The sequence below is a fragment of the Janibacter sp. DB-40 genome (assembly GCF_029510815.1).
Taxonomy (GTDB): domain Bacteria; phylum Actinomycetota; class Actinomycetes; order Actinomycetales; family Dermatophilaceae; genus Janibacter.
Map to the genome: position 1 here is coordinate 788,303 of NZ_CP120360.1, position 18,813 is coordinate 807,115.

Consider the following 18,813-nt stretch of genomic DNA (forward strand, 5'->3'; position numbering starts at 1 on the left):
CCGGCAGCCGTGGCTACCGGTTCAACACACAACCACGCCGGCTGCAACACACAACCGTGTCGGCGTGAGCCGGTGTTCCACAGGCAGGCGGCGACGGCGGGGCCGCAGGCACGGCGCCCGCTGGGCTGGTCTCGTGATCTACACGAGGAGCGACTGGCAGGGGACCGCACGTGAGCTGTCGGCAGCGGTGGCGAAGGGGGAGGTCGAGCGCGTGGGCAGGTACTACGTTACGCCCGACACGTCTCCCGAGGTCCGAGATGCCTTGGCCGACGGGCTGCGACCGACCTGCGTCATGGCGGCCCGGGAGCACGGACTGTGGGTTCCGCCGGCCTCGGGCCTGCACGTCTACGGTCGCCGGCGGCCGGTCGGGCCGGGATGGGTCGGACACGGGTGGCACGGGAGCTGGCCCGAGGAGGCGGCCGTTGCGTCACCACGTCTGCTGCTCGAGCACGCCGGCGCCTGCCTCGCCCCACTCGACGTCGGGATCCTGGCCGACTCCGCGCTGCACCAGGGCTTCATCAGCGCTGAGGACGTGGCTGCTCTGGCGCGTGCGGCCCCGCGGGGCGTTGCCCGTGTGCTGGCCCGGGTCTCGGGCCTGGCCGAGTCCGGCACGGAGAGCAAGGTCAGGCTCTTCCTGCAGCTGCACAACGTGACGGTGACGCCGCAGGTCGAGATCCCCGGTCTCGGTAGGGTCGACAACCTGGCCGGACGGCGCTGGATCCTCAGTGACAGCCGGGCGCACCACACGGGGGAGGACACCTACGCCAAGGACCGCACTCGGGACCTGCACGCGCTCGAGCTCGGGTACTTCACCACGCGGCTGACCCACTGGATGACCTTCGGTGGGTGGGGGAGGGCGTCGCAGACGTTGCTCAGGGTGATCCGGTCGGGTCGGCACCTGGAGGACCCGGCCAGATACGCGCTGTAGCCGGTTGATTGTGTGTTGAACCGGTAGGCCCGGGAGCCGGCACCGCCCAGGAGGCCGTGCCGGCACCCCCGGCTAACGGTTCAACACACAACCTTCGATGGCCGGCGGAACGGGTGGGGTGCGCCGCCGGAGAGCACACCCCACCCGAGGGATCTACTTCTTCCCGAACTCCCCGGACGACTTCACCCGCGGCTCGAGGACGAACAGGCCCTCCTCGACACCGGTGACGACGACCTTCCCGGACTCGAAGTAGGGGTAGTTGCCCCACGTGCCGGCGAACTTCGTCTCGTCGTCATTGGGGTAGACGTCGAAGAAGCCACGCTCGGTGAGGCGGCCCTGCTCGGCCTTCCAGGTGTCCATGACGCGCAGACCGGAGGTGTAGTTGCTCTGGTAGGCGAGACCGTCCTTGATGAAGATGTTGTGGTCGATCGACGGGTTCCCGCTGCCGTCGGCGCCACGCAGGACCGGGTTGTCCAGGTCGTGCAGGTCCCACACGTATGTCGTCGTGCTGTCGACCGTGCCGGTCAGCTCGTCGAGCTCGTCACCCAGCAAGAAGTACGCCTGGTCCTCGGTGAACCAGCCCTGATGGGTGTAGGCGGCCGTCGTGTACGAGACGCGCGCGAGCATGTCGACCGCGGACTTGTCCGTGACGTCGAGGATCGTCACCGTGTCCTCGTTGGAGGCGACGCAGATCTCGCGACCGGCGTGCTCGGTGTCCGGGCCCTCGTACTCCACGCACTGGATGTCGTGGGTGTAGCCGTCCTCGCCGTAGCAGCCGGCGAGCTCGGGCTGGCCCGGGTTGGAGAGGTCGTACATGATCGGACCGCCGTACACGTCGGCGCAGCCGGGGGCGGTGACGCCACGCGTGGAGCCGACGACGTAGAGCGACGCACTGGCCTCGTTGACGTAGAGGTTGTGCGACTGTCCGACGCCCGTGATCCGGGTGTCAGCGGTCCAGTCCTGCTCGGACGTGACCCCGCGCAGCCTCGTGAGGTCGAAGACCTGCACGCCGTGCTCCGCGGCCTCGGAGCCGATGTAGGCGTGGTTGTCGTAGGTCTTGATGTCGCCCCAGATGTTGCCGGAGCCTCCGGCGGCTGCCGGCAGCACGCCCAGGTGGACGGGGTCGGACGCGTCGGTGATGTCGACGAAGGCGGTGCCCTCGTAGAGCTTGGCCAGGGCGTACTCCCTGCCGGTCTGCGGGTCGGTCCAGCCCCAGACGTCATTGGCCCAGATGCTGTCGCCCAGGTCCTTCAGCGGCGTGAAGGACGCGACATCGACCTTGTGGCAGGGGAAGAGGTCCCCGGCCATGCCGTCCTCGCAGCGCAGATCGCTCATCGGCTCCTGCGGCACTCCACCGGGGCTGATCTCCTCCTGGACCAGGTCGAAGCCGGCTGCCTTGCCCTCGCCCTCCTTGTGGGTGGGGTGCGCTGCGGCGGTCGTGGCGCTGATCAGCAAGCCAAGACTCGCGACGGCGACGGTGGCGACGCGGGTTGGTCTTCTCATGGTGCGTTCCTCTCGGATAGGGGTGCACCGCACGTTATGACCTGGATCACATTCCCGCATGTTGAGACGGGCCCCGGGCTCGCGCTCTGCGTCAGACGGTCAGGCGTCGGGGGCCAACCGCCGCAGCACCTCGTCGTGCAGCAACCCGTTGGTGGCGACGGCATTGCCACCCCAGGGACCGGGCTCGCCGTCCAGGGACGTGAACCGCCCACCGGCCTCCTCGACGATCGCGACGAGTGCGGCCATGTCGTGCAGCTCGAGCTCGGGCTCGGCGGCCATGTCGACCGCGCCCTCGGCGACGAGCATGTAGGACCAGAAGTCCCCGAAGGCCCGGGTGCGCCACAGGTCGGAGGTGAGGTTGAGGAAGGAGCGGGCGCGGCCCACCTGTCGCCACCCCTCGAGGGAGCTGTAGGAGAGCGAGGCGTCGCTCAGCTGCGAGACCTTCGACACGGAGACCGGCCGGGCCTGCGCGAGTGACCGCCCGGTCCAGGCGCCGGCCCCCTTCGCCGCCCACCAGCGACGGCCGAGCGCGGGTGCGGCGACCAGGCCCATGACGCACTCGTCCCCATCGACGAGCCCGATGAGCGTGGCCCAGACGGGCACGCCGCGGACGTAGTTCTTCGTGCCGTCGATCGGGTCGATGATCCAGCGTCGCTGGGCGGAGCCGGTCGTGCCGTACTCCTCCCCAACGACGGCGTCCCGCCCGCGGGCGCGCGCGAGCTGGGAGCGGATGGCCTCCTCGCACGCGCGGTCGGCGTCGCTGACGGGGCTGAGGTCGGGCTTGGACTCGACGACGAGGTCGTCGGCCCGGAAACGTGCCAAGGTGATCGGCTCGACCTGGTCCGCGAGGACGTGGGCCAGACGCAGGTCATCGGCGTAGGGGGAGCTTGCGGCCATTGCGTCAACGTACCCGAGGGGGATCAGCTGTCCTCGCCGGAGCGTGCCCGCAGCAACCGGCGAAGGGAGTCCAGCCGCTGCTCCCCGCCCGGACCCGCGTGGCCCTCGGCCACCCAGGCGTCGAGGGCGCAGTCCGGCTCGTCGTGGCTGCAGCCGCGGGGGCACCCGTCCTCGGCGCCCTCCCAGAGCTCGGGGAAGTGCCGGATGATCGTGTCGGCCTCGACGTGCGCGAGCCCGAAGGAGCGGATCCCCGGGGTGTCGATGATCCACCCCGCCGCATCCGGGTCCCCCTCTCGCAAAAGCCTAGGCTCCTGCGAAGGGGTGGGCTCGGGTCGGGGGAGGCCGGGCAGCCGCAGCGCGAGGGCGCTGGTCGAGGTGTGCCGTCCCCGACCGGTGACGTCGTTGACGTGGCCGGTGGCGCGGTGGGCCTCGGGCACGAGCGCGTTGACGAGGGTGGACTTGCCGACGCCGGAGTGACCCACGAGCACGGAGACCCGACCGGCGAGGCGCTCGCGCAGCTCGTCCAGCGCGGGCAGCTCCGCGCCGAGCACCGAGGTGACGACGTGCGGCACGTCCAGCGGCGCGTACTGCGCCAGGAAGTCCTCGGCGGAGGCGAGGTCGGACTTCGTCAGCACGAGCAGCGGGTCCATGCCGGCGTCGTACGCGGCGACGAGGCACCGGTCGATCAGCCGCGGCCGCGGCTCGGGGTCGGCCAGGGCCGCCACGACGACGAGCTGGTCGGCGTTGGCGACGATGACCCGCTCGACCGGGTCGGTGTCGTCGGCGGTGCGCCGCAGCACCGTCTCGCGCTCCTCGACGCGCACGATGCGGGCGAGGGTGTCGCGCTGTCCCGAGGTGTCACCGACCATGCCGACCCGGTCGCCGACGACGATCGGGGTGCGGCCGAGCTCGCGGGCGCGCATGGCGGTGACGACGCGCTCGGGGGGACCGGGGACCAGCGTCGTCCACCGCCCCCGGTCGACGGCGGTGACGCGACCGATGATCGCGTCCTCGTGCTTGGGCCGCTCCTTGGTGCGCGGTCGCGAGCCCCTGCGGTTGGGGCGTACGCGGACGTCGGACTCGTCCCACTGGCGCGCCGAGCGGCCCATCAGCCCGCCGACGTCCCGATCATGGACTCCCAGAGCCCCACGAACCCGGGCAGCGTCTTCGCGACGGTCCCGGGGTCCTCGATGACGGTCCCGGGCGCGGCGATCGACATGACCGCCCCGGCCATGACCATGCGGTGGTCGGCGTAGGTGTGGAAGGTCGCCGGGCGCAGCGGCCGCGGGTCGATCCGCAGCCCGTCCTCGCGCTCGGTGACCTCGACGCCCAGGGCGCCCAGCTCCCGCGCGAGCGCGGCGATCCGGTCGGTCTCGTGCCCGCGGATGTGCCCGACACCGCGGATGATCGAGGGTCCCTCGGCGCAGGCGGCGAGGGCGGCGACGACCGGCGTGAGCTCCGCCGCGTCGCCGAGGTCGATGTCGACCCCCTGCGGGTGCCCGTCACCGATCACCGTCAGCATCCGCGCGTCCAGCCGGACCTCGGCGCCCATCTGGTCGAGCACGTCACGGATGCGGTCGCCGGCCTGCGTGGTGTGCTGCGGCCAGTCCGGCACCACGACCGTCCCGCCCGCGACGACCGCGGCGGCGAGGAAGGGCGCGGCGTTCGACAGGTCGGGCTCGACCGTGACGTCCAGCGGCAGCAGCTCGCCCGGCTCGACGCGCCAGGTGTTGGGCTCGGAGTCGTCGACCTCGGCGCCGGCGTCGCGCAGCGTCTCGACGGTCATCTCGATGTGGGGGAGCGAGGGCAGCGACCCGCCCTCGTGCACGACGGTGATGCCCTCCGTGTAGCGCGCGCCGGCGAGCAGCAGTGCGGAGACGAACTGCGAGGAGGCCGAGGCGTCGAGGGTGACGGTGCCGCCGTCGACGGCGCCTTCTCCCTCCACGACGAAGGGGAGGGTGCCGGTCCCGCCGTCGTCGACGGCGACCGAGAGGTCGCGGAGCGCATCGAGGACGGCGGCCATGGGCCGGGTGCGGGCATGCTCGTCGCCGTCGAAGGAGACCGGGCCGCGCGCGAGCGCCGCCACGGGAGGCAGGAAACGCATCACGGTGCCGGCGAGACCGCAGTCGATCGTCCCACCGCCGCGCAGGGTGGCGGGGGTGACGAGCCAGTCGGGGAGGCCAGGGCGTTCGCCGAGGAGGTGGCGTCGTCGACGCCGGCACCGAGCTGGCGCAGTCCCTGCGCCATCAGCTCGGTGTCACGGGAGCGAAGGGGGCGGCGCAGCCGGGAGGTCCCGCTCGCCAGCGCGGCCAGCACGAGGTACCGGTTCGTCAGCGACTTGCTCCCCGGCAGCGTCACGGTCGCGTCGAGCGGTCCGGACGCTGCCGGGGGATGCCAATCTGGACTGGTCATTCGGGTCAGTGCGCCGCGTTCTTCGCCTGGAGGGCCGCGAGCTTGGCTTCACGACGGGCACTGTTCTTGGCCTGCTTGGCGCGGTAGCTCAGACCGGGCTTGCCCTCGGTGTCGGCGGCCGCGAGCAGCAGCCCACCGAGGAGGGAGAGGTTCTTGAAGAACTGGATCTGCTCACCCTGCTTCTTCTCCGGGTCGGTCTCGGTCCACCACTGGTGGGTCAGCGTCGTGGGGATGATCGAGCTGAGCAGCACGAGCGAGCCGAGGCGGGGGGCCTTGCCGGTCGCGACGAGCACACCGCCGCCGACCATCGCCGCGCCGTTGACGCGCACGAGGAGCTCGGAGTCCTCGGGCAGGCCGAGCGGGGCAGCGAGCTTCTTGATCACCGGCTCGGCGGCGTCCTTGTGTGCGGAGGCGTAGCGCAGGGCGTTGACGCCGCCGAGGATGAAGATGCTCGAGAGGAGCGGACGGGCGATTCGACGAACGATCATGGTGCGGTCTCCTTGTCGTCGTGGGGGTGTGTCGCTGCACCGGCCGGGCGGGTCCCGGTCGGGTCGGTACATGCCTACCGTAGTTCTTTACATCCTGCCCGTACCCGCCGACCGGACGCCTATGCTGGAGCAGGTGTGTGGACGATATGCGGCCACGGCCGACCCGGGTGAGCTCATCGAGGAGTTCGAGATCGACGTCGACCGGACGGGCGAGCCCACCCGCTCGATCCTCAAGTCCCCGCAGGACCCGCCGCCCGCCACCCCGGACCACAACATGGCGCCGACCAAGCAGGCGCCCGTCATCCTCACCCGCGCACCCAAGGACGAGCCGGGGGACCCCCTTCGCCAGCTGCGGTTGCTGACCTGGGGCCTGGTGCCGTCCTGGGCCAAGGAGACCAAGGTGGGGCTGCGGATGACCAATGCCCGCGCGGAGAGCGTGCTGGAGAAGTCCTCCTTCGCCCGGGCGGCGGCCGTGCGGCGCTGTCTCGTGCCGGCCGCCGGGTGGTACGAGTGGCAGGCCTCGCCGGTCGCGACGGATGCCAAGGGCAAGCCGCGCAAGCAGCCCTTCTTCATCCACCGTGGGGACGGTGACCTGCTGACCTTCGCCGGGCTGTACGAGTTCTGGCGGGACCGCTCGCTGGCCGACGACGACCCGGCCGTGTGGCTGGTCAGCTTCACGATCATCACCACCACGGCCGACCCGGGGATGGACCGCATCCACGACCGCCAGCCGCTGGTCCTGGAGCGCGCGGACCACGAGCGCTGGCTCGACCCGGACCTCACCGACCCCTCCGGGATCGAGGACCTGATCGGCTTCTCGCAGCCGGGACGCTTCGCGGCCCACCCGATCTCGACGGCGGTCAATGCCACGCGCAACAATGGCCCCGGCCTGCTCGAGCCGCTCCCGGCGAGCGAGCTGGTCGGGGTCGTCGATCCGGAGACGGGGGAGATCTACGGTGGTTGAGCTGGAGACGCAGCAGGGCCCGGCCCGGGCCCACGTGCACGAGGCGGAGGGGGAGCCCGCCGGCTCCCTGCTCCTCACCCACGGGGCCGGTGGCGGGGTGGACGCGAAGGACCTCGCCGCGATCGCGGCGGTGCTCCCGCCGCTGGGTTGGACGGTCGCGCTCGTCGAGATGCCGTGGCGGGTGGCCGGCAAGAAGGTCGCGCCGATGCCGCCGAAGCTGGACGCCGCGTGGCGCGAGATCGTCGCCGCCGTGCGTGACGAGCTGCCCGGGCGGCTGGTCATGGGTGGGCGCAGCGCCGGGGCGCGCGTGGCCTGCCGGTTGGCCGAGGAGCTCGGGGCGGATGCCGTGCTGTGCCTGTCCTTCCCGCTGCTGCCGGCCGGCAAGCCCCCGGAGAAGTCCCGCATCGGCGAGCTGCTGCTGCCGATCCGCGCCGGGCTGCCGCTGCACGTGGTGCAGGGGATGCGCGACCCCTTCGGCGGTCCCGATCACGTGCGTCGGGCGCTCGCGGGGGAGGGCGTCGAGATCGACGGCGACCGCGTGCGCGTCGACGAGGCGCCCGGGTCGCACTCCTTCACCGACGGGGTGACCGTGGCCGACGCGGTCGCAGCCAAGCTGGCCGCATCTGCTTAGGCTCCTGCGCAGGGTCGACGCATCTGCTTAGGCTCCTGCGCGGGATTGGCGCATCTGCTTAGGCTCCTGCGCGGGATTGGCGCATCTGCTTAGGGTCGTGAACCGAGCGCGAGGATGATCGCCAGCACCTCGTCGGGGTCGGTCAGGCGCTCGCCGTAGAGGTCGCGCACCTGGTTCATCCGGTAGCGCACGGTCTGCGGGTGCACATGCAGCACCTCGGCGACGATCTCGCGCCGCCCCTGCAGCAGCAGCCACGCGCGCAGCGTCTCGGCGAGCCGCTCGGCGGTGCCTTCGGCCACGTCGGCGAAGGGGGCCAGCGCCGCCTCGCGCAGGTCGGCCAACGCCCTCGGGTCGGCGTGCAGGACGAGCTCGGGCAGCACCGCGTCGGTGTCGAGCGGGGCGTCCTCGTGGGCCAGCGGCAGGGCCCGCACCGCCCTCTCGTAGGACTCCCCGGCGCGCTGCCACGGGCGGGCGGGGCCGATGACGGCCGGGCGGCCCTCGAGGACCTCGTGCAGGTGGGCGCGGGCCCCGCCCCCTGCGTCGGGGACGAGCAGCACGGCCTGCCCGGTGACGGGGTGCGCCTCGCGCTCGGGGAGGTCCTCGGAGAGGGTGAGCGTGCGCGGGTCGAGGACGGCGGCGGTGGTGCCCAGGCGTGGGCTCGGCACCAGCACGGCGGTGAGGGTGCGCGGCGGGGTCCACGCGGCGGCGGACGTCGCGGCGTCGAGCTCGGCCTCCCCGGCGCCGGTGAGCAGCCCGCGGGTCAACCGGTCGAGGTGGACGATGCGGGCGCGCTCGGCGCTCGTGGTCTGGCTGTTGTGCCCGGCGACCGAGGCGGCGGACAGCTCGTCGATGTAGGTGAAGACCAGCTCGGCGAAGCGCCCGAGCGTCGCGGCGTCCACCCCGGCGGCGATGGCCTCGACGGACAGCTCGCGCCACGCGGCGCCGGCACCCACGCGGTAGGCCGACAGCAGCGCCTCGACGGGGCGGCCGGTGCGCGCCTCGGCCTGCCCGAGGTCGCGGGCGGCGGCGACACCGACGCCGACCTGCGCGTCCGAGCGCGGGATGGTCTGCCCGGCGAGCGAGACGAAGCTCTCCAGCGACACCTGCACGGCCTTCTCGATCACCCGCCCCATCCGTCCCTGGAAGGGCACGTCGTAGGCGGGCACCTCGCGCATGATCTCGGCGACGACGAGCTTGGCCACCCGTGGCAGGTGCTGGCGAAGGGCGTCGACCGTCGCCTCGTCGAGGGCGAGCGCCGCGGCGCGTTGGGCGGTCCGCCCGCCGTCCTTGCGCAACTGCTTGGGCTCTTGCGAGTTCCCCGTCCCTTCCTTTCGCAATTGCTTAGGCTCTTGCGAGTTCCCCGCCCCTTCCTTTCGCAACTGCTTAGGCTCTTGCGAAGGCTCGTCATCCATCACCAGCACCCCACTTGTCTCCCGTGAACAAATACCTCGGTCAGATCCTACTCGCGCAGGATCAATACCGTGGGCAGTTGAGGCGGGAGGATGGAGACATGACCACGACTCTCACCCGAGCCCGCGAGACCGCCACGCGCTTTGCGCGTGGGCTGGCCACGCCGGTCATCCCCGAGGACTACCTCGATCTCTTCGCCCCCCTTCGCTCCGGTGCCGACCTGCGCGGGCGCATCGTCGCGATCACCCCGGAGACCGCGGACGCGGCCACCATCACCATCCGCCCCGGCAGGGACTGGCAGGGTCACCAGCCCGGCCAGTACATCCGCCTGGGCGTCGACGTCGACGGTGTGCGCTGCTGGCGCGCCTACTCGCTGACCTCGGACACGAGCGCACGCGACGGGCTGATCTCGATCACCGTCAAGGCGATGCCCGACGGCGTCGTCTCCCGCCACCTCGTCCACCACACGCGCCCGGGCACGCTGGTCCAGCTGGACCAGGCGACCGGTGACTTCATGCTGCCGCAGTCGGTGCCGGCCAAGGTCCTCTTCCTCACCGGCGGCTCGGGCATCACCCCCGTCATGGGGATGCTGCGCAACCACGACTTCGACGGGCGGGACGTCGTCCACGCGCACTCCGCGCCGACGGCCGACGACGTGATCTTCGCCCGCGAGCTGGCCAACCCGGCCCCCGGCGTGCGCGTCATGGTGCGCCACACCGACCACGAGGGGATGTTCACCCCCGACCAGCTCGAGGAGCAGGTGCCCGACTGGCGCGAGCGCGAGACGTGGATCTGCGGACCCACCCCGATGCTCGACGCCTTCGAGGAGCACTACGCGGCGCACGGCCGCAGCGAGCTGCTCCACGTGGAGCGCTTCCGCCCGGCGATCATCGAGGTCGGCGAAGGGGGCACCGCCACCCTGCGCACGGGCGAGGAGCAGAAGGCCCTCGACCTCGACGGCGGCACCACCATCCTCGACGGGGCGGAGGACGCCGGCGTCCTCATGCCGAGCGGCTGCCGGATGGGCATCTGCTTCGGCTGCGTCCTGCCCATGACCGACGGCGCCGTGCGCGACCTGCGCAACGGCGACCTGACCACGACCACCCCGGACGACCCGCCGGTGAAGGTGCAGACCTGCATCTCCGCCGTCGCCGGTACCTGCACCATCGAGACCCAGGAGAAGTGATGACTGCGACCCTCGAGCGCCCCACCACTGCCCGCACCACCGACGCCCGCATCACCGGCGGCTCGTCGGAGGTGATCCACACCGACGTCACCATGTCGCCGTCCCCGATCGCGCACCTGACCCCGGAGCAGATCGAGCAGCTCGGCCGCGAGCTCGACGAGATCCGCACCGAGACGATGGACTCGCTGGGGGAGAAGGACGCCCGGTACATCCGCCGGGTCATCGCCGCCCAGCGCTACCTCGAGATCGGTGGCCGCGCGGCCCTGTTCTTCTCCGGCAACCCGATCGCGTGGGTGGCGGGCACCGCCGCGCTGAGCGCGTCGAAGATCCTGGACAACATGGAGGTCGGGCACAACATCATCCACGGCCAGTGGGACTGGATGCGTGACCCGAAGATCCACTCCTCGACGTGGGAGTGGGACAACGTCACCCCGGCGGACCACTGGAAGAACAGCCACAACAAGGTCCACCACACGTACACGAACGTCGTCGGCCACGACAACGACCTCGGGTACGGCATCATGCGCGTGGACGACGCCCAGAAGTGGTACCCGGGCTACCTCATCCAGCCGGTCACCCAGTTCATCAACGCCACCTTCTTCGAGTACGGCATCGCGGCGTACGACCTCGAGCTGGGCAAGCACTGGGCGACCCGCCACGACAACCCGGAGTGGATGGCCGAGGCGAAGAAGGTCGTCAACAAGATCAAGAAGCAGGCCGGCAAGGACTACCTGCTCTTCCCGCTGCTGGCCGGGCCGAACGCCCTGTCCACCCTCGGCGCGAACGTCGTCGCCAACCTCGTGCGTAACTACTGGACGCACTCGGTCATCATGTGCGGCCACTTCCCGGCCGGGGTGAAGACCTTCGCCAAGAACTCGATCGTCGGGGAGACCCGCGGCGAGTGGTACCTGCGCCAGATGCTCGGCTCGGCGAACATCACCGGCTCGACCGCGATGCACATCGCGACCGGTCACCTGAGCTACCAGATCGAGCACCACCTCTTCCCCGACATGCCCAGCCGCCGCTACCCGGAGATCGCCCCGAAGATCGAGGCGCTCTTCGACAAGTACGGCCTGGAGTACGTCACCGGTCCGCTGCACAAGCAGGTCGGCTCGGCGTGGAGCGAGATCATCCGCCTGTCGCTGCCCAACGACACCTCGCTGCGGCAGACGATCCAGATCCTGCGGACGCAGGGCATGAAGGGCCTGAAGGCCCGCGCCCGCAAGACCCGGCACGTCTACGCCCGCTGAGCCCCAACCGGTGGTTGAGGTGTGACGAGCGCACCCCCGGTGGTTGAGGTGTGACGAGCGCCAGCGAGGAGCCTCGAAACCACCACCACACCCGAGATGAGCGCAGGGCCGCAGAACGCGGCCCTGCGCTCAGCTGCGTTGCGGCCACTCCCCGCGGTGCGTCGCTCGGCCCAGGGGTCTACGTCACCCGGCGGGTTCGTACCCCTGCGGGTTGTTCGACTGCCAGCGCCAGGTGTCGGCGCACATCTGCTCGATGGTGTGCTCCGCGCGCCAGCCGAGCTCGGCCTCTGCGCGGGACGGGTCGGCATAGCAGACCGCGAGGTCGCCCGCGCGTCGAGGCGCGATCTCGTAGGGAAGGGGGCGTCCGCTGGCCGCCTCGAAGGCGCGGACCATGTCGAGCACGGACGATCCCCGCCCCGTCCCGAGGTTCCACGCCCGCACACGCACGTCGGGGTGGGTCTTGAGGTGCTCCAGGGCCGCGACATGGCCGGCCGCGAGGTCCTCGACGTGGATGTAGTCGCGTAGTGCCGTCCCGTCGGGCGTGTCGTAGTCGTCGCCGAAGACCTGCAGCTTATCGCGCCGACCGACCGCGACCTGCGCGATGAAGGGCATCAGGTTGTTCGGGATGCCCTGCGGGTCCTCACCGATCGTGCCGGAGGCATGGGCGCCGACCGGGTTGAAGTAGCGCAGGAGCGCGACGTGCAGGTTCTCGTCGGCGCGGGCCGCGTCGGTGAGGATCTGCTCCTGCATGACCTTGGTCCACCCGTAGGGGTTGGTGGAGGAGGTCGGCAGGTCCTCGTGCATGGGGACCTCGGTCGTCTCGCCGTACACGGTCGCCGAGGACGAGAAGACGATGGTCCCCACGCCGTGACGCTTCATGGCGCGCAGCAGGGCGAAGGTCGTGCCGAGGTTGTTGTCGTAGTACTCGACCGGGATCACGCTCGACTCGCCGACGGCCTTCAGGCCGGCGAAGTGGATCACTGCGTCGAAGGGGCGGTCGGCGAAGAGCGCCGAGATCTTGTCCTCGTCGCGGACGTCGAAGGAGTGGGTCTCGATCGGCGAGCCCGTCAGGGCCTCGAGACGCGGGATGGCCGCCGGGCTGGAGTTGACGAAGCTGTCGACGACGACGACCTCGTGCCCCGCGGCGACGAGCTGGACGACGGTGTGGGAGCCGATGTACCCGGCTCCGCCGGTAACGAGGACGCGCATGCCGTCACCCTAACGGGGCCGGCATCCCACGGTGGTTATGGTCCAACGCTGGTTGAGGTGCGTAGGCGTCCAACGGTGGTTGAGGTGCGAGGCCGCCCGCGGCCGAAGCCTCGAAACCAGCCTCAGCCCTCGCTGACGCGCCGCACCTGGGTGACCTCGGACCACGACCCGTCGTCGCAGATGGTGGTGATGCGCTGCATGATCGTGGTGCGCAGCTCCTGGGGGGCGGTCTCCCGGGCGCAGGAGCGGCGGATCAGCTGCTTGATGATCTGCTCGCGCTCGTGCTCCTCGAGGCAGGGGGCGCACTCGGTGAGGTGCCGTGCGATCTCGCGGGCGTCCTCGGTGGTCATCTCGCCGTCGAGGTACTCACTCATCCGGTAGAGCGCCTGCGAGCAGTCCACGTGCTCGTCATGGCTCATGACTGGTTCTCCTTCGCGGCAGCGACCCCGCGGTCGGCGGCGTAGTCGGTGAGCATCTCGCGCAGCTGGCGACGGCCGCGGTGCAGACGCGACATGACGGTGCCGATCGGGGTCCCCATGATCTCGGCGATCTCCTTGTAGGCGAATCCCTCGACGTCGGCGAGGTAGACGGCCATCCGGAAGTCGTCGGGCAGGTCCTGCAGGGCCTGCTTCACCTGGCTGTCGGGCATCCGATCCAGAGCCTCGACCTCGGCGGATCGCAGGCCCTTGGAGGTGTGCTGCTCGGCCTTGTGCAGCTGGTAGTCCTCGACCTCGGGGCTGTCCGACTGCTTCGGCTCGCGCTGCTTCTTGCGGTAGGTGTTGATGTACGTGTTGGTCAGGATCCGGTACATCCACGCCTTGAGGTTGGTCCCCGGGCGGTACTGGTGGAAGGCGGCGAAGGCCTTCGCGTAGGTCTCTTGGACCAGGTCGTCGGCGTCGGTCGGGTTGCGCGTGGTGCGCAGCGCCGCGGAGTAGAGCTGGTCGAGCAGCGGCATCGCCTCGCGCTCGAAGCGCGCACGGCGCTGCTCGGTGGTCTCGGTCTCGACGTCAACTGCGGCATCGGCCTGGGCCTGTGCCTCAAGATCGTCGGTCGTGGGGTCGGTCATCGCACTCCACCCTAGTGGGGTGGCGGTGCGCTCTCCGGCGTGCAGCACGAGCAAGTCCGGCTCCTGTCCCTAGCAGTTCTCTCGCGAGGTCCAACGTCATCGCCCGCCCCCTCATTCCAAGGAGCCCCCACCACACGGTGATTGAGGTGCGGAGGCCGCCCGCGGCCGAGGTGCCGACCCGGTGATTGAGGTGCGCAGGCCGCCTGCGCCCGAGGTGCCCACACGGTGATTGAGGTGCGGAGGCCGCCCGCGGCCGGAGCCTCGAAATCACGCTCACTCCGGCGCCCGACCACCACGCCGCCTCGCCAGGCCCGGCAGCGCCGCAAAGTCTCCCCGGATCAGCGCTTCGCGCTTGGCGCGTGACCAGCCCTGGATGCGCTTCTCCAACGCATACGCCTCGGTGACGCGCTCGGTCTCATGTGCCCACACGAGTTCGACCGGCATGCGGGTGCTCGTGTACACGGCGCCTCGTCCGACGGCGTGCTGCTGCATCCGGTGCTGCAGGTTGCGCGTGCTGCCGACGTAGTAGCTGCCGTCGCCGCAGCGCAGGATGTAGATGTGCGCCATGGCTCCAGCACAGCAGGTCGGGCTCGTGGCGAAGGGGGATTATCCACAGGGCAGTGGCTTCGAGGCTCGTCGCAGAACTCCTCGCACCTCAGCCACCGGGTGCCTGGGTGATTTGAGGTGCAGAGGCCGCCCGCGGCCGGAGCCTCGAAATCACGCTGAAGTTGGCTTCGAGGCTCGTCGCAGCCCTTCGAGACGCTTGCTTCGCAAGCTTCCTCAGGAACCGCTCCTTGCACCTCAGCCACCGGGGCTGGGGCATGACGAAGGGGGCCGGCCCGGTGTCATCCGGGCGCGGCCCCCTTCGTCGGCTGAGTCGCGGACTCAGGCGTTCGGCTTCTTGCCGTGGTTCGCGTTCTTCTTCTTGCGGTCACGACGCTTGCGAGCGCGCTTGCTCATGGTGACTCCTTCGGGGTCGGTGTACTCGGCCGATCAGCGGCCCGGTGGTCAGGGGAATAATTCTGACACGGCAAGAAATGATCACCACATTCCTTCCCGCCATACCATTTTACTGGCATCATGTGCACTATGAAGACAAAGATGATGCTCGCCGCTTCCGCCCTTGCCCTCTCCCTCGGCGGCCTCATTGGTGGCGCCAGCACTCAGGGGAACGTCGAGTGGGCGAAGTCCCTCAATGTCGAGTGGGCTGCCTCCACTCTCAACGTTGAGTGGGCCGCGTCCACGCGCAATGTCGAGTGGGCTGCGTCCAATCGCAACGTTGAGTGGGCCGCCTCCACCGACAACGTCGAGTGGGCCTGAGCGAGCAGAAGAGTTCACGTCCTAGGGGGTTGACGGCGGCGCCTTCGCCTCATGAAGGCCCCCGCTCGACAACTCTCTACGTCGCTACTGTCGCCACGGCGGCAGTAGCGACGTTCGTCTGTGCTGTGGCTGTTGCCGGGACACCTCGGCCGATCAGCTGGGTGATCGCACTGGCGGTGGCGGCCTTTTTCGCATCGTTTGGGCGCCCGCAGGCGATTGGCCCGATCCAGTTCTCCGTCTCGGCCATTGTCCAGCTGGCGGCCATCCCGCTCACCGGTGCCGTGGGAGCAGCGCTGGTCTCTGTGGTTCCCTCGCTCACGGAGCGCAATGAAGCCGTCAAGAAGATCTTCAACGTGGCCCAACGTGTGCTCCTCGTCCTGGCCGGCTCGTTGGCATATTCCGCGGTGGGTGGAGTTGGCCTCAGGCCGGCACTTGTCGACATAGACCTGGTCGCGTTGGCCCTCACCATGGTTGTTGCTACGGCCGGCGCGGCACTCATGAACACTGCGCTCTTGGCGGGAGTGCTCCAGCGGGACTCGGGTGGGTCGCTGGACTTCATCATCCGGAACGTGACGCTGCGGGTCGTCAGTTCCTACGCCACGTCCTTCGTCGCGGCCTACATCTTGGTGGTCCTGTGGTCCCCCGCACGACTGGGGTGGATCTCGGCGCTGTTCTTCCTGCCGTCGATCGTCGTCATCCAGTGGAGCCTGCGGCAGCTGGCGGGGGAGTGGGCGGTTCGCCGCGACGTGCTCGCCCCCTTCGTCACGGCGCTCGACACACGGCGTCCGGGAGCAGGCGAATCCAGCCGTCTGGCAGCCGGCGCTGCCAGTGCGATCGCGGCGGCCGTTGGGCTGCGGCCGTCCTTCGTCGACAAGGTGGTCATGGCCGCTCGTCTGCGGGACGTGGGCCTGCTCGCGCTCGAGGACAAGCCGCCGGCGATCATCCGCCGCGACCATGCGGTGGCCTCGGCATCCGTCCTCGGTGAGGTCAGCTTCCTCGACGGATCACTGACGTACATCGCCGGCCACCACGAGCGTGTCGACGGTCAGGGACGTCCGGATGGTCTGGTCGGGGCCCAGATCCCTCTCGGCAGTCGGGTCCTCGCAGTCGCCGACGCCTGGAGCGACGCCGTCACGGACGGGTGCAGCGCCGAGGAAGCGGTCCGGCTCTGCGAGGACCGCGTAGGGACCCATCTCGACGAGGTGTGCGTCAACGCCCTGCGCCGAGCCCACGGGCGAGGCCAACTCCCGGCGGTGGGCCGATGACCAGGAGGCGCATCACACCCGGGCTCATCCTCTTCGCCTTCACCGTCCTCGTCGGCTCGTTCGCCGCGATCCGGGGAGACCTGGACGGGCCGGCTCTCACCCCCTTCGTCGTGGTCGCGATCATCGCGATCATCATCGGCATGCAGATGCCGATCAGCCTGGCCCAGCGGGTCCTGACGCCGCTGACGACGGCGCCGGCTCTCGGGCTGATCCTCGCTCCCCTCTCGTTCGACGGGCGGGCACCCAGCGCTGCCTCGGTCCTGACCATCGTCTGGTTGAGCATGCTTGTCGGTGGACTGATCCGCCGACTGCGGGGAAAGCAGGTCGTGGAGGGGTCCCTCGCCGCCCGATTCCTCGGTATGACGCTGACCGCCGTGCTGGCGCGGGACGTCAGCATCGGCGACACCACCGTGGTCGAGTGGGCCTTCGCGGACGGCACGCGTCGCTCGTGGGCGGTCTTCGCCCTCCTCGCGGTGGCGGCCGTGGGCGGCGTCTTCGAGAGCGTCCTGGAGAAGGCCATCATCTGGCTCGACGAGGGCGGCACGCTCCTGCGGATGGTGACCGACGAGATCCGTCCGCTTGCCGGGATCGCCGCGGCCACGGCGTCCGCCGGTCCCCTCATCGCCGTGGCGCACCCGGTCCTCGACTGGGTGGCCATCCCGCTGCTCCTCCTGCCGGTGCTGATGATGTACCTCGCGGTCCAGTGGGTGCAGGACAGCCGCCGCGACCTCGAGGAGTCGATCGCCGCGATGTCCCGCCTGCCGGAGGTCAGTGGCTTCTCCCGCCCCGGCCATGGGCGCCGGGTCGCCGACATCGCGGTGCGGATCGCGAACGTCATGGGTGTCGATCCGGAGGTGTGCCAGCGCATCGAGCGCACGGCCCTGCTGCACGACCTCGGGCACCTCGGTCTGCCGGAGCCGCTGCCGGGCGGCAGGACGCTCAACGCCTCCTCCCAGGCACAGGACCGGATCGCCGAGACCACGGTCCGGATCGTCGGCAGCGCACCGATGTTCGAGGAGCTGCTGCCGCTGCTGGACCAGGTGCGCACACCCTTCCGCCAGTCGCGTGAGTTCGGCGACCGCATCCCCCTCGAGTCGCGCATCGTGCGCGTGGCCAACGCCTGGGACGACGTCACCGAGGGTGCGCGCTCCCCGCGGGCCCGGCAGGTGGCCCTGGAGCGGCTGCACCTGGGTCTGGGGTACGAGTACGACCCGGACGTCGTCGCGGCGCTCGAGCAGGTCTTCGTCAGCGAGGGTGCGTTGGTGGTGTAGGTCGGGCTGGTTTCGAGGTTCGCCCGCTGCGCGGACTCTCGCCTCAACCAGCGGGAGGGGGGTGAGGGTGGCTTCGAGGCTCGTCGCAGGGCTCCTCGCACCTCAGCCAGCGGTGGGTCATGACGAAGGGGGCCCACCGCACCGTGTGCAGTGGACCCCCGACGATCGGGACGAGCGGGCTCAGCCCTGCTTGGTCTCCCAGAAGATCTTGTCGATCTCGGCGATCTTGGACAGGAGCTCGTCGGCCTTGCCCTCGTCGAAGGTGCCCTTGGTGCCCTGGGCACCGGCCAGCTTGGTGGCCTCGTTGACCAGCACGTGCAGCTGCGGGTACTTCTCGAAGTGCGGCGGCTTGAAGTAGTCCGTCCACAACACCCACAGGTGGTGCTTGACCAGCTCGGAGCGCTCCTCCTTGATGACGATCGCGCGGGCGCGGAAGTCCGGGTCGTCGCTCTCGTTGGCCTTCTGGATGATCATCTTGACCGACTCGGCCTCGATGCGAGCCTGCGCGGGGTCGTAGACGCCGCAGGGGAGGTCGCAGTGGGCGCTGACCTCGGTGATCTGGAAGATGTCGCGAAGACGCATGTGGTGCCTTCCTCTCGTGGTCGGTTGCTGCCGCCCGTCATGCGAACGGCGCTGTCCTCAACCTACTCGTCAGGTCCGACGACGTCACGTGAAGGAGGCTCTCCTGCAAGGTATTCGCAGTACCACCCGGGCGAGGACCGCCGAGCGGGGGAGGGAGCCCACCAGCCACGAGTCCACGCCGACGCCCGGGTTGTCCCCCTCGACCCACCACCGGTCGGTGTCCGCCGGGTCGGGGCCGGTGACGCGCTTGACCGACACCGGCCGGGGCGCTCCGTGCGCGTCGCGGGGGAGACGGACGATCGCCAGCGAGCCGACCCGGGCCGGGGCGCCCCAGAGCACGAGCAGCAGGTCGCCCTCGCGCAGGGTCGGCTCCATCGAGGCGCCGACGACGCGTGCCAGTCCGGGGCGGATCATGCCCGCATCGTAGGTGT

21 protein-coding genes are annotated in these 18,813 nt (G+C 70.3%); 8 read left to right on the plus strand and 13 right to left on the minus strand.

What is annotated here, in order from left to right; translation table 11 throughout:
• Nucleotides 1–133: 133 nt before the first annotated feature.
• Complete coding sequence (locus PVE36_RS03865) at nucleotides 134–928, plus strand: hypothetical protein (protein WP_277454694.1); 795 nt, start codon at nucleotides 134–136, stop codon at nucleotides 926–928.
• Between the two features lie 153 nt (nucleotides 929–1,081).
• Here PVE36_RS03865 and PVE36_RS03870 read toward each other — a convergent pair whose 3' ends face one another.
• The 6 genes from PVE36_RS03870 to PVE36_RS03890 form a co-directional block, all read right to left on the minus strand.
• Nucleotides 1,082–2,431: a choice-of-anchor B family protein gene (locus PVE36_RS03870; RefSeq protein ID WP_277454696.1), complete on the minus strand. Its 1,350-nt coding sequence runs from the start codon at nucleotides 2,429–2,431 to the stop codon at nucleotides 1,082–1,084.
• Nucleotides 2,432–2,530: 99 nt separating this feature from the next.
• A complete protein-coding gene (gene hisN / locus PVE36_RS03875) occupies nucleotides 2,531–3,328 on the minus strand; it encodes a histidinol-phosphatase (RefSeq protein ID WP_277454698.1) in 798 nt (265 codons plus the stop codon).
• Nucleotides 3,329–3,351: 23 nt separating this feature from the next.
• The gene (gene rsgA, locus PVE36_RS03880) at nucleotides 3,352–4,437 is read right to left on the minus strand and encodes a ribosome small subunit-dependent GTPase A (protein WP_277454699.1); all 1,086 of its coding nucleotides are present in this window, start codon (nucleotides 4,435–4,437) and stop codon (nucleotides 3,352–3,354) included.
• The gene (aroA, locus tag PVE36_RS03885) at nucleotides 4,437–5,435 is read right to left on the minus strand and encodes a 3-phosphoshikimate 1-carboxyvinyltransferase (RefSeq protein WP_346780612.1); all 999 of its coding nucleotides are present in this window, start codon (nucleotides 5,433–5,435) and stop codon (nucleotides 4,437–4,439) included. Before aroA ends, rsgA begins: the two co-directional genes overlap by 1 nt.
• Nucleotides 5,432–5,740, minus strand: a complete 309-nt coding sequence (locus tag PVE36_RS16180) for a hypothetical protein (protein WP_346780613.1) — start codon at nucleotides 5,738–5,740, stop codon at nucleotides 5,432–5,434. The genes aroA and PVE36_RS16180 overlap by 4 nt, the downstream gene beginning before the upstream one ends.
• 5 nt (nucleotides 5,741–5,745) lie before the next feature.
• Nucleotides 5,746–6,228, minus strand: coding sequence for a DoxX family protein (locus PVE36_RS03890; RefSeq protein WP_277454700.1), 483 nt, complete (start codon nucleotides 6,226–6,228; stop codon nucleotides 5,746–5,748).
• Nucleotides 6,229–6,361: 133 nt separating this feature from the next.
• Here PVE36_RS03890 and PVE36_RS03895 point away from each other — a divergent pair, with 133 nt between their 5' ends.
• Both PVE36_RS03895 and PVE36_RS03900 read left to right on the plus strand, forming a co-directional pair.
• On the plus strand, nucleotides 6,362–7,192 hold the full coding sequence (locus PVE36_RS03895; RefSeq protein WP_277454701.1) for an SOS response-associated peptidase: 831 nt from the start codon (nucleotides 6,362–6,364) through the stop codon (nucleotides 7,190–7,192).
• Nucleotides 7,185–7,823 (plus strand): alpha/beta family hydrolase, encoded by a 639-nt coding sequence (locus tag PVE36_RS03900; RefSeq protein ID WP_277454702.1) that lies wholly within the window; start codon nucleotides 7,185–7,187, stop codon nucleotides 7,821–7,823. Before PVE36_RS03895 ends, PVE36_RS03900 begins: the two co-directional genes overlap by 8 nt.
• An 89-nt stretch (nucleotides 7,824–7,912) precedes the next feature.
• On the opposite strand, the gene PVE36_RS03905 is transcribed toward PVE36_RS03900, so the two are convergent.
• Complete coding sequence (locus tag PVE36_RS03905) at nucleotides 7,913–9,160, minus strand: PucR family transcriptional regulator (protein WP_277454703.1); 1,248 nt, start codon at nucleotides 9,158–9,160, stop codon at nucleotides 7,913–7,915.
• 173 nt (nucleotides 9,161–9,333) lie between these two features.
• Here PVE36_RS03905 and PVE36_RS03910 point away from each other — a divergent pair, with 173 nt between their 5' ends.
• Both PVE36_RS03910 and PVE36_RS03915 read left to right on the plus strand, forming a co-directional pair.
• Nucleotides 9,334–10,419 (plus strand): ferredoxin reductase, encoded by a 1,086-nt coding sequence (locus PVE36_RS03910; RefSeq protein ID WP_277454704.1) that lies wholly within the window; start codon nucleotides 9,334–9,336, stop codon nucleotides 10,417–10,419.
• The gene (locus tag PVE36_RS03915) at nucleotides 10,419–11,669 is read left to right on the plus strand and encodes an acyl-CoA desaturase (protein WP_277454705.1); all 1,251 of its coding nucleotides are present in this window, start codon (nucleotides 10,419–10,421) and stop codon (nucleotides 11,667–11,669) included. Before PVE36_RS03910 ends, PVE36_RS03915 begins: the two co-directional genes overlap by 1 nt.
• 183 nt (nucleotides 11,670–11,852) lie before the next feature.
• Here the strand turns inward: PVE36_RS03915 and galE are convergent, their stop codons facing one another.
• The 4 genes from galE to PVE36_RS03935 form a co-directional block, all read right to left on the minus strand.
• Complete coding sequence (gene galE / locus PVE36_RS03920) at nucleotides 11,853–12,878, minus strand: UDP-glucose 4-epimerase GalE (RefSeq protein WP_277454706.1); 1,026 nt, start codon at nucleotides 12,876–12,878, stop codon at nucleotides 11,853–11,855.
• Nucleotides 12,879–13,000: 122 nt separating this feature from the next.
• Nucleotides 13,001–13,297 (minus strand): mycothiol system anti-sigma-R factor, encoded by a 297-nt coding sequence (gene rsrA, locus PVE36_RS03925; protein WP_277454707.1) that lies wholly within the window; start codon nucleotides 13,295–13,297, stop codon nucleotides 13,001–13,003.
• Complete coding sequence (locus PVE36_RS03930; RefSeq protein WP_277454708.1) at nucleotides 13,294–13,944, minus strand: sigma-70 family RNA polymerase sigma factor; 651 nt, start codon at nucleotides 13,942–13,944, stop codon at nucleotides 13,294–13,296. The genes rsrA and PVE36_RS03930 overlap by 4 nt, the downstream gene beginning before the upstream one ends.
• A 273-nt stretch (nucleotides 13,945–14,217) precedes the next feature.
• Entirely contained in the window at nucleotides 14,218–14,511 is a 294-nt protein-coding gene (locus PVE36_RS03935) for a GIY-YIG nuclease family protein (RefSeq protein WP_277454709.1), read from the minus strand.
• 522 nt (nucleotides 14,512–15,033) lie between these two features.
• On the opposite strand from PVE36_RS03935, the gene PVE36_RS03940 reads away from it, so the two are divergent.
• The 3 genes from PVE36_RS03940 (at nucleotide 15,034) to PVE36_RS03950 (ending at nucleotide 17,800) form a co-directional block, all read left to right on the plus strand.
• Nucleotides 15,034–15,264, plus strand: a complete 231-nt coding sequence (locus PVE36_RS03940) for a hypothetical protein (protein WP_277454710.1) — start codon at nucleotides 15,034–15,036, stop codon at nucleotides 15,262–15,264.
• Nucleotides 15,265–15,425: 161 nt separating this feature from the next.
• Entirely contained in the window at nucleotides 15,426–16,529 is a 1,104-nt protein-coding gene (locus PVE36_RS03945; RefSeq protein ID WP_277454711.1) for an HD domain-containing phosphohydrolase, read from the plus strand.
• Nucleotides 16,526–17,800 (plus strand): HD domain-containing phosphohydrolase, encoded by a 1,275-nt coding sequence (locus PVE36_RS03950; protein ID WP_277454712.1) that lies wholly within the window; start codon nucleotides 16,526–16,528, stop codon nucleotides 17,798–17,800. The genes PVE36_RS03945 and PVE36_RS03950 overlap by 4 nt, the downstream gene beginning before the upstream one ends.
• A 180-nt stretch (nucleotides 17,801–17,980) precedes the next feature.
• Here PVE36_RS03950 and sodN read toward each other — a convergent pair whose 3' ends face one another.
• A complete protein-coding gene (gene sodN, locus PVE36_RS03955) occupies nucleotides 17,981–18,382 on the minus strand; it encodes a superoxide dismutase, Ni (protein ID WP_277454713.1) in 402 nt (133 codons plus the stop codon).
• 84 nt (nucleotides 18,383–18,466) lie between these two features.
• Entirely contained in the window at nucleotides 18,467–18,796 is a 330-nt protein-coding gene (locus tag PVE36_RS03960; protein WP_277454714.1) for a S26 family signal peptidase, read from the minus strand.
• Nucleotides 18,797–18,813: the final 17 nt, after the last annotated feature.

Bases quoted from the DNA above. Each gene is read 5' to 3' on its own strand.
- PVE36_RS03910 (WP_277454704.1), top strand. From the start codon at position 9,334: ATGACCACGACTCTCACCCGAGCCCGCGAGACCGCCACGCGCTTTGCG.
- rsgA (WP_277454699.1), bottom strand. From the start codon at position 4,437: ATGGGCCGCTCGGCGCGCCAGTGGGACGAGTCCGACGTCCGCGTACGC.
- PVE36_RS03940 (WP_277454710.1), top strand. From the start codon at position 15,034: ATGAAGACAAAGATGATGCTCGCCGCTTCCGCCCTTGCCCTCTCCCTC.
- PVE36_RS03950 (WP_277454712.1), top strand. From the start codon at position 16,526: ATGACCAGGAGGCGCATCACACCCGGGCTCATCCTCTTCGCCTTCACC.
- sodN (WP_277454713.1), bottom strand. From the start codon at position 18,382: ATGCGTCTTCGCGACATCTTCCAGATCACCGAGGTCAGCGCCCACTGC.
- PVE36_RS16180 (WP_346780613.1), bottom strand. From the start codon at position 5,740: ATGACCAGTCCAGATTGGCATCCCCCGGCAGCGTCCGGACCGCTCGAC.
- hisN (WP_277454698.1), bottom strand. From the start codon at position 3,328: ATGGCCGCAAGCTCCCCCTACGCCGATGACCTGCGTCTGGCCCACGTC.
- PVE36_RS03870 (WP_277454696.1), bottom strand. From the start codon at position 2,431: ATGAGAAGACCAACCCGCGTCGCCACCGTCGCCGTCGCGAGTCTTGGC.
- PVE36_RS03935 (WP_277454709.1), bottom strand. From the start codon at position 14,511: ATGGCGCACATCTACATCCTGCGCTGCGGCGACGGCAGCTACTACGTC.
- PVE36_RS03890 (WP_277454700.1), bottom strand. From the start codon at position 6,228: ATGATCGTTCGTCGAATCGCCCGTCCGCTCCTCTCGAGCATCTTCATC.
- PVE36_RS03915 (WP_277454705.1), top strand. From the start codon at position 10,419: ATGACTGCGACCCTCGAGCGCCCCACCACTGCCCGCACCACCGACGCC.
- PVE36_RS03930 (WP_277454708.1), bottom strand. From the start codon at position 13,944: ATGACCGACCCCACGACCGACGATCTTGAGGCACAGGCCCAGGCCGAT.
- PVE36_RS03960 (WP_277454714.1), bottom strand. From the start codon at position 18,796: ATGATCCGCCCCGGACTGGCACGCGTCGTCGGCGCCTCGATGGAGCCG.
- rsrA (WP_277454707.1), bottom strand. From the start codon at position 13,297: ATGAGCCATGACGAGCACGTGGACTGCTCGCAGGCGCTCTACCGGATG.
- galE (WP_277454706.1), bottom strand. From the start codon at position 12,878: ATGCGCGTCCTCGTTACCGGCGGAGCCGGGTACATCGGCTCCCACACC.